12 protein-coding genes are annotated in these 16,933 nt (G+C 37.9%); 9 read left to right on the forward strand and 3 right to left on the reverse strand.

Annotation, left to right across the window (positions count from 1 at the left end):
- The first annotated feature begins 1 nt into the window (after position 1).
- The 5 genes from JP39_RS01160 to JP39_RS01180 all read left to right on the forward strand — a co-directional run bounded on the left by JP39_RS01160 (position 2) and on the right by JP39_RS01180 (position 7,029).
- Entirely contained in the window at positions 2 to 610 is a 609-nt protein-coding gene (locus tag JP39_RS01160) for an NAD-dependent epimerase/dehydratase family protein (protein ID WP_041499738.1), read from the forward strand.
- Positions 611 to 1,297: 687 nt separating this feature from the next.
- Complete coding sequence (locus JP39_RS01165; RefSeq protein ID WP_041499739.1) at positions 1,298 to 2,920, forward strand: APC family permease; 1,623 nt, start codon at positions 1,298 to 1,300, stop codon at positions 2,918 to 2,920.
- A 587-nt stretch (positions 2,921 to 3,507) separates the two neighbouring features.
- Positions 3,508 to 5,136, forward strand: coding sequence for an APC family permease (locus JP39_RS01170; RefSeq protein WP_041499741.1), 1,629 nt, complete (start codon positions 3,508 to 3,510; stop codon positions 5,134 to 5,136).
- A 505-nt stretch (positions 5,137 to 5,641) separates the two neighbouring features.
- On the forward strand, positions 5,642 to 6,175 hold the full coding sequence (locus tag JP39_RS01175) for a DUF1836 domain-containing protein (RefSeq protein ID WP_041499742.1): 534 nt from the start codon (positions 5,642 to 5,644) through the stop codon (positions 6,173 to 6,175).
- Positions 6,176 to 6,180: 5 nt separating this feature from the next.
- Positions 6,181 to 7,029, forward strand: a complete 849-nt coding sequence (locus tag JP39_RS01180) for a DegV family protein (RefSeq protein WP_041499743.1) — start codon at positions 6,181 to 6,183, stop codon at positions 7,027 to 7,029.
- Between the two features lie 63 nt (positions 7,030 to 7,092).
- Here the strand turns inward: JP39_RS01180 and JP39_RS01185 are convergent, their stop codons facing one another.
- Entirely contained in the window at positions 7,093 to 7,617 is a 525-nt protein-coding gene (locus JP39_RS01185; RefSeq protein ID WP_048698757.1) for a PadR family transcriptional regulator, read from the reverse strand.
- Positions 7,618 to 7,688: 71 nt separating this feature from the next.
- Between JP39_RS01185 and JP39_RS01190 the strand changes: the two genes are divergently transcribed.
- Entirely contained in the window at positions 7,689 to 9,107 is a 1,419-nt protein-coding gene (locus tag JP39_RS01190) for an MFS transporter (RefSeq protein ID WP_041499744.1), read from the forward strand.
- Between the two features lie 478 nt (positions 9,108 to 9,585).
- Here JP39_RS01190 and JP39_RS01195 read toward each other — a convergent pair whose 3' ends face one another.
- On the reverse strand, positions 9,586 to 10,941 hold the full coding sequence (locus tag JP39_RS01195; protein WP_041499745.1) for a cytosine permease: 1,356 nt from the start codon (positions 10,939 to 10,941) through the stop codon (positions 9,586 to 9,588).
- 203 nt (positions 10,942 to 11,144) lie between these two features.
- On the opposite strand from JP39_RS01195, the gene codA reads away from it, so the two are divergent.
- The gene (codA, locus tag JP39_RS01200; RefSeq protein ID WP_041499747.1) at positions 11,145 to 12,377 is read left to right on the forward strand and encodes a cytosine deaminase; all 1,233 of its coding nucleotides are present in this window, start codon (positions 11,145 to 11,147) and stop codon (positions 12,375 to 12,377) included.
- Positions 12,378 to 12,965: 588 nt separating this feature from the next.
- A complete protein-coding gene (locus JP39_RS01205; RefSeq protein WP_041499749.1) occupies positions 12,966 to 13,649 on the forward strand; it encodes a GTP pyrophosphokinase in 684 nt (227 codons plus the stop codon).
- A gap of 55 nt (positions 13,650 to 13,704) precedes the next feature.
- On the opposite strand, the gene JP39_RS01210 is transcribed toward JP39_RS01205, so the two are convergent.
- Positions 13,705 to 14,247 carry a GNAT family N-acetyltransferase gene (locus JP39_RS01210; protein WP_041499751.1) on the reverse strand — a complete coding sequence of 181 codons (543 nt, stop codon included), beginning with the start codon at positions 14,245 to 14,247 and terminating at the stop codon, positions 13,705 to 13,707.
- Between the two features lie 1,027 nt (positions 14,248 to 15,274).
- On the opposite strand from JP39_RS01210, the gene JP39_RS01215 reads away from it, so the two are divergent.
- Complete coding sequence (locus JP39_RS01215; protein WP_041499752.1) at positions 15,275 to 16,933, forward strand: alpha,alpha-phosphotrehalase; 1,659 nt, start codon at positions 15,275 to 15,277, stop codon at positions 16,931 to 16,933.

Below are 16,933 nucleotides of genomic sequence, written 5' to 3' on the forward strand. Positions count from 1 at the left end.
TATGGCAAAAAAAGTAGTAATCTTTGGTGCAAATGGATTTGTTGGTAGTGAGTTTGCCAAGGCATTTATCGAAAATGGAGATTCAGTAACTAGCGTTTCCAGAACAGGTGAGCCACTAGGCAATGATGCATGGCACAAACAAGTTGATTGGAAAATCGGCAATGCTTTGTCAAAGGGATTCTGGAGTGAAAATTTGAAAGACGCTGACGTTGTAGTAGATACAATTGGTGAATATAAGGAACAACCAAACGAGAATTTAACTTTCGAAAAAGTTAATTATCAAAGTGCTTTGAATATTGCGGACGCTGCTGAAGCAAATAAAGTTCCCGTCTTCGTTTATATTTCAGCCGAAGACATTCCTGGAGCTAACAAGCGTTATATCCAAACCAAACGTGATGCTGAAGATAACTTGAACAAACGCAGTTTCAGAACAGTTGTCATCCGTCCAACAACCATGGTAACAAGTGATGATAAAGTTGATGCAAGCGAGAAGTATCACAGTATTACAGTTGATATGGTAGCTTTAGTCGGAATTGATGCTGTAGAAAACTCTAAGAAGAACGTTACATTAGGAATTGAAGAATTAGATAACGATGAAGTAAATGAATAGATTTTGAAAGCGGGTATCTCATAATTGAGATGCCTTTTTTATTTGGTCCGCTCCGGTCGTCAGTAATATAGTCCTGTTATGGGACTGGCTCGAGCCAGAGAGCGGTCTCGACCCTCGATTTTGAGCTTCGCAAAGTGCGCGAATCTCAAAATTCGTCCTGTGGTGTAACGGCTAAAGCCGTAACGCCACCTTCACAGCTGGACTATATTACTGACGACCTCCGCTTATGGTATTGCTTTAATTTCTTTGTTTTCGAATTAACTTGGGTTCTAAATGGAATAATGACCAGTTCCAAATTTATGTCCTGCTTGTTTAGTGCTTAAAGCAATTTTTGATATTGGTTGTCATTATATATAGTCAGTATCATTTAACAAATGGTAAAAGACAGATTAGTCGGAAGAGCTGAGAGCGAGTATCACATGCTGTGGGTGTGGCGTTACGGCTTTAGCCGTTACACCACCGGGCGAGTTTGGAGACTTTCCGAACTTTGGTAAGGCTTCAAACCGAGGTACGAGACCGCACCCCAGGTTCGGACCGGTCCGCATAGCAGGCGAATACTCGCTCTCAGCTCTGGAGACGGCAAATAAAATCAGAAGTAAGTGTTTTCATCCCTATTGTTGTAATTTAATAAGTTGTAAAATATAAACTTGTGTTTTATATATAAATATTTTATCGGGGAGATTATTTATGGAAGATTTGGAACCAAAAAAGAGCTATATTAGTTGGCCAATTCTTGCCTTAATGGATTTTGTTACCGTAATCGGTTTTGATGATTTAACGTATAACTTTCAAAACCAAGGTATGGGTGTTATTACTTCATGGATTATCATGCTATTTTTATATGTTATCCCATATTCATTAATGGTTGGTCAATTAGGATCAGTTTTCAATCACGAAGGTGGTGGGCTGACTTCATGGGTCCGCGGAACTAGTGGGGAGTTTTTAGGATATTTTACTGCGTGGACTTACTGGGCAGCGTCAATTCCTTACGTTGTTGATACAGCCAACTCAATTGTTGTTGGTTTAGGCTGGGCTTATTATGGTAATGCTCATTTACAAAGCCATATGTCGAACGGCTGGTTTGCCTTTTGGACTTTAATAACTTTTATCGTCTTTATTTTTGTTCAGTCTCGTTTCAAACGTTCACTGGAAGTATTGAGTACGATTGGTGGAATTGCGATGTTCGGAATGACCGTATTATTCGTTCTGATGACATTCACTGCTTTATCAATGGGCGGTCACATCGCAACGCAACCAATGAATATTCATACAATTGTTCCGAAATTTGATTTACATTATTTAACAACTATCGGTTTATTGATTTATGCCGTTAATGGTGCTGAATTGATTGCACCGTTCGTTACGAAAATGCGCCATCCAAAACGTGAATTTCCTAAAGCTATGATTATGTTAGCCGTTATGACGGCCTTTTTAACTATCTTTGGATCATTCTCATTGGGTGTATTCTTTGACGCTTATCATTTACCAAATGATTTGAAAATGAATGGTTCATACTATGCATTCCAAGCCTTGGGTGAACAATATCATCTAGGTAATTTGTTAATGTATATCTTTGCTTGGACAGAAGTTTTCTATTTAGCAGCGTTGTTGGCAGTCTTGTTGGATGCGATGACAAGAATGTTGATTTCAGATACTGGTGCTAAATATATGCCAAAAGTTTTGCGTAAAACCAATGGTAATGGATTGCCAGTTAATGGTTACTTATTAACTTGTGGTTTGAGTGCATTCATCATGTTACTGGGTATTTTCTTGCCAAGTATGAATGATATTTTCAACTGGCTATTAAACTTGAACGGAATCATTTCGCCAGGTGTTACTTGCTGGATTTTCTTTGCATTTATTAAAATTCGTCAAGATAGTAAGAAGTTCCCATCTGATTATGTTTATATCAAAAATGATAAATTGGCATTGTCAGTTGGTTGGTGGTGCTTAATTATCACTGCCGTAGCGACAATTTTTGGTATCGGACCTCAAGATGTTACCTTTGGTGGATCAACTTGGTGGTACGAATTAATTATTAACTTTGTATCTCTGATTGTCTTGATTGGATTAGGGGCATTGTTGCCATACGTTACTCGTCGTGAGACACGTAGTACAACAGGTTCAGCGTTTACACGTCTACAATGGACTGGTATCTTAGCTGCATTGTTCTTAACAATTGTTGGTGATTTATACTTGGGTGGTTCTAATTACGAGCACAACATCGTTTCAATTGTTATGTTAAGTATTTTGGGAATTGCACTTGTAATTGCATTTGGCTGGAAAGAATATAATTTAGCTGAAAAATAATTTGTTTTTTTAGGTATGCCGCCGAAGGTGATCAGTAATGTAGTTCTGCTATGGGGACCGGCCCGAGCCAAAGAGCGGTCTCGAACCTCGATTTGAAGACTTACTAAAGTTCGGTAAGTCTCCAAACTCGTCCCGTGGTGTAATGGCTAAAGCCATAACGCCACCTCCATTGCAGACTGCATTACTGAACACCTCCGGCTAGGATATTAGTTTGACTTATATGTAGTTGAATATTTCAAGCTGAATAATTTGATAAATTAAATTTAATAGAATTCAAAAAGAACGTGGTAAATTAACTTTTATCACGTTCTTTTTTTAATGGTATCGTCAAGAAAAGGTTACATAAAATATTTCTGTATGCTAGCTAGTTTTTTTATGGTAAAATATTTCGAGTTGCTTAACTTTCCATAATGTATACCAAAAGGTCAATCTTTGCGATTGCGGTCATGTCGGGGAAGTAAGCGCTTAATTTTTTTGATATTTTTAAATCATTTTTCTACTATTTATTTTTAAATATTGTATATTTGAAGTAACCGTTAGGTGAATAAATTTGGAAGAATGATTTATTTTCACTTGAGGAAAACGCCATGACAGAATTAGATACAAAGAAGAAGTATATCAGCTGGCCAGTGTTGGCCCTGATGGATTTTGTGACAGTTGTTGGGTTCGATGACCTGACTTACAACTTCCAAAACCAAGGTATGGGCGTTATAACGTCCTGGATCATTATGATTCTCCTTTATGTTATTCCGTACTCGTTGATGGTGGGCCAGTTGGGGTCCACGTTCGATGACGACGGTGGTGGATTAACATCTTGGGTAAGAGAAACTAGTGGAGAGTTCTTAGGCTATTTCGCAGCTTGGACGTATTGGGCTGCCTCGATTCCTTATGTTGTAGATACCGCAAATACTATCGCGGTAGCATTGGGATGGGTCGTTAACGGTAACGCTAAGCTACAGACACAGATGTCAAACAGTCATTTCGCACTATTTACATTGTTGATCTTTATCTTTTTCATAATCATCCAATCCCGTTTCGAGCGATCGCTTGAAATATTGAGTACTATTGGTGGAATCGCCATGTTTGGGATGACGGTCTTATTCGTTTTGATGACCGTAACAGCTCTTTCGATGGGTGGTCATATTGCGACCAAGCCGTTGACCGTCCACACGATTGTACCAACATTTAATTTGCATTATCTGACGACTTTAGGATTTTTGATCTTTGCCATTAATGGTGCTGAAAGAATTGCGCCATTTGTAACGAAGATGCGTAATCCTAATCGTGACTTTCCTAAAGCCATGATTATGTTGTCTATAATGACTGGATTCTTAACGATTTTTGGATCATTCTCATTAGGTGTCTTTTTCAACGCCTATCATTTGCCAGATGATTTGAAAATCAACGGATCCTATTATGCGTTCCAAGCTTTAGGCGAGCGATTCCATATGGGAAATACGCTGATGTATTTCTTTGCCTTTACCGAAATTTTCTACTTAGCTGCTTTGTTGGCCGTCTTGTTAAATGCGATGACGAGAATGTTGATTTCTGATACAGGTAATAAATATATGCCAAAGTTTTTGCGCAAAACTAATTCCGCAGGATTACCTATCAATGGGTATTTATTAACAGTTGGTTTGAGTGCCTTTATCATGTTCTTAGGTATTTTGTTGCCAAACATGAAAGATATCTTCAACTGGCTGCTAAACTTGAACGGAATTATTTCACCCGGTGTAACTTGTTGGATCTTCTGGTCCTTTATTAAAGTCAGATGGCATGATGACAAGTTCAGTTCGGGATACGTTTATATTAAAAATAAAAAATTATCATTAATTGTCGGTTGGTGGTGTTTGTTACTCACAGGAGTAGCTACAGTCGCTGCCGTAGGGCCACAAGATGTCCCATTCGGTTCATCAATGTGGTGGTATGAATTGGTTATTAATTTTGTAGCCATTATTGTTTTAATTGGATTAGGTTTTGTATTACCATATATTACGAAGAGAGAAAGACGGAGCCAAACTGGGACAGCCTTTACAAGAGTTCAACGCGTTGGAATCTGGGTAGCCGTGATGGCAACTTTACTAGGCGATTTGTATTTAGGCGATACCAATTTCGGCCGTAATATTGGTTATATTATTTTATTGACAGCTGCGGGCCTTGTGCTAGTAATAGCGATGGGTTGGCGTGAACATGATTTGAAGGAAAGTCTTGAATAAAGTATTCAGGGCTTTTTTTGCTTTCCGTCTCCAGGACAGAGAATATTCGTTATTTGAAATTTTATGGTTTTGAAAGCTTCAAGTTGGGTTCGAATTTACACCTTTTGATCTATTGAAATTTGAAAGATTTGAATTGGATATGAGCATCGCCATTAAAACAGATGGTTTAATTTACCATATCTTAAGTATTCGGTGATTAAATATCCTAAATAAAAAATTAGTTGGAAGAGCTGAGAGTATTCATCTGCAGCGAAAGTGGCGTTAGAGCTTCAGCTCTTACACCACCGGACGTGTTGGAGACTTTCCGCCTTTTGGAAAGGCTTCAACCGAGGTTCGAGACCGTCCTTTGGCTCGAGCCGTGCCGCGCAGCAGAATGAATACTCTCAGCTCTGGAAACGGCAGACACATATATAATATTTTTACACCTAGTTTTAGAAACTAGATTGAATAGTTAGAATAACTATGATAAATTATAATGGTAATTACAAAAGGAGAGCGGTTACTTATGGATGAATTGCAAACATGGTTAGATAATATGGAAAACTATCACTTGCCAAGATTTGAGGAACTACCTGAATTGGACTTGTATCGTGATCAATTATTAACACTAGTTGATAAATATATTGGCCCAGTTTGGTTGGAGAATAGTCCAGTTGTCACAACCTCAATGGTTAATAACTATGTTAAAAATGGCTTGTTGCCACATCCTGAGAAGAAACGGTATACTCGTGAACATTTAGCCTATTTGATTGCCATTACTTTTTTGAAACAAGTTGTTTCTATCAATGACATTCAAGAGGGACTTGAAGTTCAGACGAGATCAAAAGGCGGTATTGCTAAAGCATATGACTTTTTCTGTGACAAACAGGAATTGGCATTGAAGATGCTCAATCATCGTGAAGAAGGCCAAGTGCTTTCCGAAAAAGACCAATCATCAGCCTATTTGTTGGTGGAAATGGTCACGATGGCCTTTGCTACGAAATTAATTACGAAAAAAATATTAATGATTGAAACGAATAATTTAGACGAAAAGAGTTAATTATAATGGAAAAGATTGCTGTATTGGTAGATTCCTGTTGCGATTTACCGAAAGAATATCTCGAAAAGCCTGGTATTTATGAATTACCAATGCAAATTGCTTACCATGACCGAACATACCTTGATCGTGTCGAAATTTCGGCTGAAAAAGTTTACCAAGATTTACCAGTTGAAATTCCTAAGACTTCATTGCCTTCAGGTGAGTCGATTCAAGAGACGCTCGATAAAATTGCTGCGGATGGATATGATCACATTGTCTCAATCTCGGTTTCATCCAGTTTGAGCGGAACATTTAATTTCTTGAAAGTCTTTCTTGATGATGACGATAGATTCACTTCAGCTTATTTTGATACGAAGCAAGTTGCTGTAGCGGCAGGTTTGATTGCTGTTGGAGCCAAGAATATGATTGACGATGGCAAAGAATTCGCTGACGTTACAGCTAAAGTTGCTGAAATGATTACCAAAACGGTTGTTTACTTCTGCATTCCAACATTGGAATACTTGCGTGCTGGTGGACGAATCAGTGCTGCCGCCGCTGCAGTTGGTGGAATGTTAAGATTGGCACCAATTATTACATGTAAAACCGATGGCTCATATACGATTGCTGCTAAGGCACGTGGTATGAAGAAAGGTCAGAAGATGTTGTTGAACTTTGCTCAGGAATTCTTGAGTGATGGCAGTGATTGTCTTTTGGCAGTTGGACATGGTGCTGACGAACCTGGTGGTCAAAAGATGCTGGATTTATTGCATGATAATGGAATTAAGGGTAAGCAAGAATTCTTAGGTCAAGTTGGACCTGCTTTGGGAGTTCATACCGGACCTGGTTTGATTGGAATTGGAATCGTTAAAATTTAGAAAAAAATAATAGCGTTGTTAATCACTTTCGTGATTAGCAACGCTATTTTAATGACCAAAATATTATTTTAGTTCTTTTTTCCAAAGCTTAACATCGGACTTCTTATTAGTTAGTTCTTTTTTGATAATGAGTTCACGTCCGTACTGTTCCGGATGATTGACGACCTCAGCTAATTCAAATTCTAATTGGGCAATTTCAAGATTGAGTGTTTTAACTCGTAAAGCTAATAACTGCTTCAAAAAGGTTGGATCCGTATCTCCTAGAAAGTGCAATCGCAGAATAAAGTTGTCGTTATCTAAAGTGGATTCAGGCGAAGATAGTGGCAATTTCAACCATTCCTCAAAAGTATCGCGACCATGCTCAGTTAATTGGTAAGTTTTCTTACGAGTATTGATATCAGTAGGAGGCAAGAGACTGATTAAATCGTTATTCAGCATTCGATTTAATTCGGGATATATTTGGCTGAAAGGTGCTGTCCAAAATTCTGCTTTTTCTTTGTCGAAGGTTTGCTTAATGTCATAACCGGTTAATGGATTACGCGTCAGTAAGCCTAGAATTATGTATTGTAGCGTGTTAGAACGTGCCATATAGAATCTCCTTTACAATTCTAAACTATGTATTAAACTATATATATTAATATATAGTATCGAGGGGAATTATGAAACAAGTTGAGAATAAAAATTTAACGATGATTTTGCTTGGTATCGGCATTGTGATATTCATGTCTACTCTAGATAGTAGCATTGTCACCGTGGCGCTACCAGTCTTGAGTAAGGCATTGAGTACCAATATGAGTTTGATTAACTGGGTCGTGACGATGTATCTAATCGTGATGAGCAGTACGCTGATGATATTTGGAAAATTAGGTGACAAGTATGGCAAGATAAAATTTTTCAAATTAGGAACAGTGATTTTCGTTATCAGTTCAGCTCTGTGTGCCTTGTCTGTGAATTGGCTATCGTTGATTTTGTCACGAAGTCTGCAGGCAATTGGGGCCGCAATGACGATGGCTACTTCAAATGGGATTATTGTAGAAGTCTTTCCAGACAATCGTCGCGGTCAAGCGTTGGGGTGGATGGGTTCATTCGTTTCACTCGGTGGTATTATTGGACCAAGTTTGGGTGGAATTTTATTGAACTTTTTCCCATGGCACATTATTTTCTGGTTGAATGTTCCAATAGGATTTATCGCAACGTATATTTTAGTTAAATATTTACCTAGTAAATTGGATAAAACCTTTGCCAATGATGGATTTGACCTGGCTGGTTCAGTTTTATTATTAGTCGGATTTACCAGTATGTTTATCGGAATTCTCTTGAGTCAACAGTGGGGCTGGGCTGATTGGCGTATTCTCAGTTTGACGATTGTCGGTTTAATCCTGTTAGTTATTCTTTATCGTTATGAGTCCAAGCAAGCTGAACCGATTCTACCAGTTGCGTTATTTAAAAATAAATGGTTTACGATGCAATTGTTAGCTTGTTTCATGGTCTTTATCGTTGATTTCTTCTTCGATGTTTTGGCACCATTTTATCTACAAAATGCACGTGGCTTCAGTCCACTATTCAGTGGCTTTTTCTTGTTGATATTCCCAGTTGTGCAATTGTTTATTGCTCCAATGTCAGGTTCGTTAGCTGACCGTCACGATCCATTTAAAATTACGTTAGTTGGTTTAGCAATTATCAGTTTTGGACAGATTTTCTACGTCATTAGTGGACTCCATAATCCAATCTGGATTTTTGCCATCGGAGCAGCTTTTGCAGGTTTAGGTAATGGATTATTCCATTCGCCAAATAATGTTTTAGTTATGGAAAATGTCGATGAGAAGGACTATGGTTCAGCAGGCAGTGTTTACAGTTTAGCCAGAACAGTCGGGATGGTAGTTGGTTCAGCAATGTCGACAACATTATTATTCGGTTCAATGTCAATTTTGGATGGCAGCCGAGTTAAATCATATATCCCAAGTAAACCGCAACTATTTATTGATGGGATGCACATGACATTTGGCTTATCGTGCCTGATCAGTGTGATATTGTTGTTAGGAATTTTCTTGTGGCATCGTAAGGCTACTCAGAAATAATTTGTTTTTTTTAGAACTGAGATTATTTATCTGCCGTGCGGAGCTGACCGAGTTCAAGAGCAGCCTCGAAACTTGGTTGAATACTCTCAATTCTTCCAACTAATTTATTTTTTTGATGAAGTGTAGTGTTAAGCAATAATTTATTTAAAGATTTATATCAATTATTACAGATTAATTAGTCGGAAGAGCTGGGAAATATTTGTGTGCCGTGGTAGTGGTATGAGTACGGGAGGAATCTCCCGTACTCATACCACCGGACGTGTTTGGAGACTTGACGAACTGTGTCAAGGCTTCAAACCGAGGTTCGAGACCGAACTTTGGCTCGGACCGTTCCGCACAGCTTGAGAATATTTCCCAGCTCTGTAGACGGGATGTTTAAAGTCAGATTTACTAAATTTTTACATTAAATTAACCGTTAATTAATACAAAAATAATAGACTAATACTTATAACGAGTAATCATAAGTATTAGTCTATTTTTAGTTTTGTTTACTATTAACCATTTTGTTAGCAACTAAGTAACAGATTGCTGTGATGAACATTGCTGGGAAAGTTGCTCCGGTTGTAGCGATGATGAATCCCAGTTTATTCAAGATAAGGTAACTGATTACACCGATTGCCCATGTGACGATGGCGATTGGATTGACGCCTTTGGTATACCAGTAACTACCGTTGACTTTAGAGAATTCGGAAACTTGATAGTTCTTTTGTTTAATGACGAAGAAGTCAATTAAGAAGATTGCAATTTCTGGTCCCAAGAACATACCAATCCCATCCAAGAAGGTTTCAAAAGTTGTTAGGAAACTTGCGATGTAAACGGGGATGAATGTCATTACTGTTGCGACTAATGTAACAATCCAAAGTGCAGGTGTTAATTTTAAGCGATGGAAAATATTTGTTAAAGCTGAGCCTGCAGCCATCAAGTTAACGGCGTTGGCAGTTGTACTAGTGATAACGATGACCAACATAGCCAGGATTCCTAAGCCAAGTTTGGCAGCGATTGTACTAGGATCGGCATTATTAGGATCAAACTTATTGATGGTGATGGCTGTGGCAATAGTGGCAATCAGACCGATGAAAGCAAACCAGAATAAACCAACGTTAGCACCTAAGAATGAAGCTGTTGTTGCAGCATGCTTATCTTTTGTAAAACGGCTGAAGTCTGCGGCAGCTGTTACCCAAGCTAAGTTAAAGGCAGCTAAGATATCAACGATTTTTCCACTAGGCAATTGGAACTTAGCAGCTGGTTCATATTTAACGATTTCGTGGAATGGAACAGTCTTCAAAACGACGATTGATTCCCAAGTAACTAGAATAATAACAAGAATAATTCCGACACGTTCGATCCATTTAACAGATTTTTCACCTAATGAAATCGAGATTAGATGTAGAATGGACATAACGACAATGCCGATGATAATACTGAATTGATTGTGGAAGGAAGAACTGTTCCAACCGAGGATATCTTTGAGGATGATACTGATTGATGTTGCGGCGATAAAAGTATTGATAGCTGCCCAACCAATAAATTGGACAACGTTGACGATTGACGGAATAATTGAACCTTTGATACCAAAGGATGGTCGAGTTAGTACCATAGCTGGTAAGCCCGTTTTATAACCCATGTATGATGCGAAGCCTAGTAAAATGTACGAAAGTGAACCAACTACTACTAACAGAGAAGATGCTTTGATTAAACCGACAGCTGCGATAACGCCTCCAATATACCAAGTACCATTATTGGCGTTAGCACCGATCCAAGTCGCAAACATGTCCCATCTGGACATCGCCCGCTGATCTGGTGTAGTTGCTTCAATATGTTCTTTTTTTGTCATTTTTCTACCCCCATATGTGAGCAGTAAAAAAAGGGACTGCTTGGATGAGCAGTCCCCTCGATTGTCAAAATTTACCGCTCTTTTGTCAGCCTCGCTGGACTGCCCTTAAAAAGATCTATATTGCTGTAAAGTCTAAAGTAGAAATTTGGCATTGTCAACTCAAAAATGTATACTATATCAAAAATTCGAAGGAGTGTATCGCAATGTTATTACAACAAGTCAAAATCGAAAATCAGCCGGCTCAAGATATCAGAATTGAAGATGGCAAATTTGCCGAAATTGCTGATCATCTAACCCCTAAAGATGACGAAGAAGTTATTGTTGGTCACGAAAAATTACTTTTACCACCGTTCGTTGATCCACATGTTCACTTGGACAGTACTTTGACTGCCGGTCAACCAGAATGGAATGAAAATGGAACTTTATTTGACGGTATCCGTATTTGGTCTGAACGTAAAAAAGACCTGACTTATCAAGATGTCAAAAAACGTGCTACGTTAGCTTTGAAGATGCAGGCTAGTCACGGAATTCAGTTCGTTCGTTCACATGTTGATGTAACTGACCCCAGCTTGAAAGCTCTCAAGGCTTTGATTGATGTGCGTGAGTCTGTTAAAGACTGGATGACATTGCAATTGGTTGCTTTTCCACAAGAGGGGATTCTTTCTTATCCGAATGGCAAGCAATTGATGGAAAAAGCTGTCGACTTAGGAGTTGACGTTGTCGGTGCCATTCCACATTTTGAGTTCAATCGTGAATATTCAGTTGAATCACTCCACTTTGCTTTTGACTTAGCACAAAAAAATGACTTGTTGTTCGATGCACACTGTGATGAAATAGATGATCCAAGTTCTAGAAGTCTTGAAACCCTTGCAACACTTGCTTATGAAAGTGGTATGGGCGAAAGAGTAACGGCGTCACACACTACCGCTATGGGTTCGTATAACGATGCTTATATGTACAAATTGATGCGCCTTTTGAAGATGTCAAACATGAACTTTATCTCAAATCCATTAGTTAATATGTATCTTGGCGGACGTTTTGATACATATCCAAAGCGCCGTGGCCTAACACGCGTTAAGGAACTAAATGCAAATGGTATCAACGTAGCCTTTGGTGAAGATGATATTAAAGATCCTTGGTATCCAATGGGTAACGGTAATATGTACGATGTTTTGGCAGAAGGCTTGCACGCTACACAAATGATGGGTCACCAACAAATTATGGATTCATACAAATTCATTACAACTAACAGTGCCCGTGCCATGCATGTTCAAGATCAGTATGGAATTGAAGTCGGCAAACCAGCTAACTTTGTCTTGATCAATGCTCATAACTTCTATGATGCTTTGAACAAACGAGCTTCAGTCTTATTGTCAGTTCATAACGGTAAAATTATTGGCAAGACTAAGCCAGCTGAAACAGAATTATATATTTAAACTAAATAAGTATAGAATAAAGACAACCGAGTTGAGGTTGTCTTTTTGTTTTAACGGGGAACGAAAAAAATCGAAATTATTAAATAAGGGCAAGTATATATTATTTACGTGTGGTGTTAGTTAAATATGCCGTCTCCAGAGCTGGGAAATATTCTCAAGCTGTGCGGAACGGCCCGAGCCAAAGTGCGGTCTCAGACTACCACGGCACACAAATATTTCCTAGCTCTTCCGACTAATTAATCGTTATTATTAGAGTGTAAAAGTATTCAAGCAATTTTAGGCTATGAAATGTCTGTAGTAGGTTATCAACTAGCACCATGCGTATATATTGTTAAATTAGAAAATTAGAATATAAATTCAAGAAATAAATTAGCCGGAGAGTTCGAGGAAAAAAGGTGCCAGCAGTGGCAGTGGTGTTATGGCTTTAGCCATTACAGCACAGGACGTCTTTTGAAATTCGCGGTTTTTGCGAAGTTCAAAAACGAGGGTCGAGACCGTATTTTGGCTCGAGCCGGTCCCACAGCAGGCAACTTTTCTCCCTCGAACTCGGAGGCGGAACTCACAATAACTCTAACAAAGGAAAAATGTATGATACTAGAAAGATCGAATTCTATTAATTTAAATAAACTTCAAACTCAATTGAGTGGTGTCGCCAATCGACCAGATATTGAGGAACTTTCTAAAATGATTAAGATGTATCAGCTTTATCAGGCTGGTCAAAGAGAAATCAGTACTAAATTGGAAAATTTGGATGCCGAATTTCAAGTTAATTATGATTACAATCCCATTCATCATATGGAATCACGTATGAAGGATGTCCAAAGTTTGGTACAGAAAGCTGAACGTAAAGGTTATGAATTGACGGCTGACAGTATTCAAGCAAATATTTATGATATTGCAGGTATTCGTGTGATTACCAATTACATGGATGATATTTATAATGTTGAAAAGCTTTTGACACATCAGACCGATGTCACGTTGTTGCGTCGTAAGGATTATATTAAACATCCGAAGGAAAGTGGCTACCGTAGTTTGCATATCGTTGTTAAAGTACCAGTTTTTCAAGCTAAAGGACCGATTGATGTTCCAGTAGAAATTCAGATTAGAACCGTTGGAATGGATATGTGGGCTAGTTTGGAACATAAATTACGTTATAAAACTGATACCAATCAAGAATTAGTTGATAAGTATGGTGACCAATTGAAAGGTTACGCTGATGAACTAGAACAGATTGAACGTGGCATGCAGGGCATTCACAAGGAGTTAATTTAAAAATCAAAAAAGCTCTCTGTAATAATCATTTGATTATCACAGAGAGCTTTTTCATCTAGACTGCTTCTACTTGTTGGTTATCCATAATCCAGTCGGCTTTTTTGAGTTCATAAGCCATAACCTGACGGATTTCTCCAGTGTGTGGTGAAGGGAAAGTGCCCATGGAACCAAGATCGCGCATGCCCATTTTTTGCATAACTTTGCCAGAACGTGGATTGGTGCTGGCGTAGTGAGCTTCAATTCTTTCAAAATTCAAAACGTTAAAGCCGTAGGCCATCATAGCACTGCCCACTTCAGCGACGTAGCCTTTGCCCCAAGCACTTTGTGCTAGAGCGTAAGTTAAAATGCCAGTGGCATCTTCAGGATGGAATTCATAGAAACCGATCAACTTATGTTCATCTTTTGTTTCTATTCCAAATGTATAAGCCGTATTCAAAAAATGGCTTTCAAAAATAGCAGTGAAATTAGTTGGCGTTTTGACGTCACGATACCTTGTATACCGAACGACTGCTGGATCCAACAAAATCGCTTCTAATTCATCATGGTCCACCATGTGAAGCGGACGAATGATTAATCTCTCTGTTGTAATTTGACGCATCCTTCTTATCTCCAAATCATAAATTAGAATTTGAATATAAACTATTATTTGGCCGCTGTAAACAATTTTATTTCGAAAAAAATCAGCCTCAAATTTTAGAAAAAATGACGGAAGTTAAGTTTTGCCCTCAGATAGTCTTAGCAGTCAATATAGCTCGTTCTAACAGAGGTTATAGTGTCATACGGACAATTAATCAGAATAGGAATAATTGATGTTATAACGCTTTATATATGATTTGATTAAAAAAATTTAATTAACGAAAATGCTGGTTAAATATGCCGTCTAGAGAGCTGGGAAATATTCTCAAGCTGTGCGGAACGGCCCGAGCCAAAGAGCGGTCTCGGGCCTCGGTTTGAAGTCTTACCACAGACCGGTAAGTCTCCAAACTCGTCCGGTGGAATAAGTACGGGAGGAATCTCCCGTACTTATTCCACTACCACGGCACACAAATATTTCCCAGCTCTTCCGACTAATTAAGCGATATTAGCTTGACGTACGAATATTCAATTGCTTTTATGTTCAACCAAATTTGTATACTGAAATATTATCTATGAGAATATCTGCAATAAATTATCGACTAGCACTGTGTGGTAACTAACTAAAATACTGGCTGAATATTCCAAGCCAAAGAGTAAGCTTGACCCTTGGTATGCAAGCACTTTCCGGATTATTATAGTGAATACGAAAAATATTCAAATTTTTTTGTATTAAGTTTATTTTAGATATTAAAATATAACTGATACGAATATTTACGCGTTATGTGGATTGGATCAAGACAAGAGTGAGCTTAAATCCTTACTCTCAGCACTGGAGATGGAAAACTTAGTGAAATTTACCTTTTTTAGAGAATTTCAAAAAAAAATTTCACGTGCTAAATCTCAACAAAATAGCTATTATAATACTAATGGAAGTGCTTTTTTGGAAAATTTAAAATTATCAAACGATTGACAGGTGTATAAACATATTATAAACTGTTACGCGTCAAGTAGACTTAAATTAATATTTAAAATGAGGAGTACCGACTTTTATGAAGGAATGGCAAAAAGAAACTGTGTATCAGATTTATCCGCGCAGCTTTCAAGATTCTAACGGCGATGGCGTCGGTGATATCAACGGTATCATTTCTCGATTAGATTATTTGCAAGAATTAGGTATCGGGCTAATCTGGCTAACACCTATGTATCGCTCACCGGGGAATGATAATGGGTATGATATTGCTGATTATTATCAAATCGATCCAATTTTTGGAACGATGGATGACTTTGAAAAGTTATTAAGTGAAGCACATAAGCGTGGCATCAAGATCATCATGGATATGGTTTTGAATCATACTTCAAATGAGAATAAATGGTTTCAAGAAGCGTTGAAATCAAAAGACAATCCTTATCATGACTACTATATTTGGCGTGATCCGGTTGATGGACATGAACCAAATAATTGGGTTTCAAAATTCAGTGGCAGCGCTTGGAAATATGTTCCTGAATTAAATCAGTATTATTTACATTTGTATGATGTAACGATGCCGGATCTAAATTGGCGTAATGAAAAATTACGTGCTGAGATTTTCAAAATGCTGACATATTGGGCTAAGAAAGGTATCGATGGCTTCCGTTTGGACGTTATCAATAATATTTCTAAGGATAAGAATTTACCTAATGATTCTTTCGATACACCGTTAGATGATGGTCGTAATTTCTATACCAATGGTCCACACGTGCACGAATATATTCATGAAATGTACGAGAAAGTCTTTGGACCTAATAAGTTCATTACTGTTGGTGAGCTGTCATCTACACCGATTTCTGAAGCTGTTAAGTATACCAATCCTAAACGTCAGGAACTTTCCATGGCATTCACTTTCCACCACGTTAAAGTCGATTATACTGGTGGCAACAAATGGACTTTGGGACATTATAAATTGACAGATTTGACTAAAATCTTGAGCGATTGGCAAATTAAAATGAATCATCAAGGTGGCTGGAACGCATTATTCTGGAATAATCACGATCAACCACGGGCAATTTCTCGTTTTACTGACGATGACAAATATCGTGATCAATCGGCTAAGTTGTTGGCCATGGTTGAATTCGGTTTGCAAGGAACGCCATATATTTATCAGGGTGACGAAATTGCAATGAAGAATGCCTATTTCACTGATATTAGTCAGTATAAGGACCACGAATCAATCAATGCTTATAATGATTTGATTAAGAATGGTGTCGATAAGAAGTTAGCTATCAAGATTTTACAACAGAAATCGCGTGAGAATTCTCGTTTGCCTATGCAATGGGATTCAAGTAAATATTACGGATTTACCACGGGTAAGCCATGGTTGGAACCACTTTATCATGACGATTATTCAGTTGAAAAAGTCTTAAAAATGAAAAACAATGTCTTTAATTTCTATCGTGCTTTGATTTTCTTACGTAAAAATAAGGTATTATTAGCAGATGGGGAATATAAATTATTAAATGCCCAAGATAATAGCGTTTATAGCTATGAAAGATATGATGACAAGGGTAAAATTTTAGTAATGGCTAATTTTACTGATAAAACCCAAAAGAGGGAAATTTCTGATGGCTTCGATTTATTGTTGGGGAACTATGAAGGCATCGAAATGAGCAATGGGACAGTAACTTTACGACCATATGAATCTGTAATGTTGGAAAATAAAAAACGTTTGTGA

The organism is Companilactobacillus heilongjiangensis, assembly GCF_000831645.3.
Taxonomy (GTDB): Bacteria; Bacillota; Bacilli; order Lactobacillales; family Lactobacillaceae; genus Companilactobacillus; species Companilactobacillus heilongjiangensis.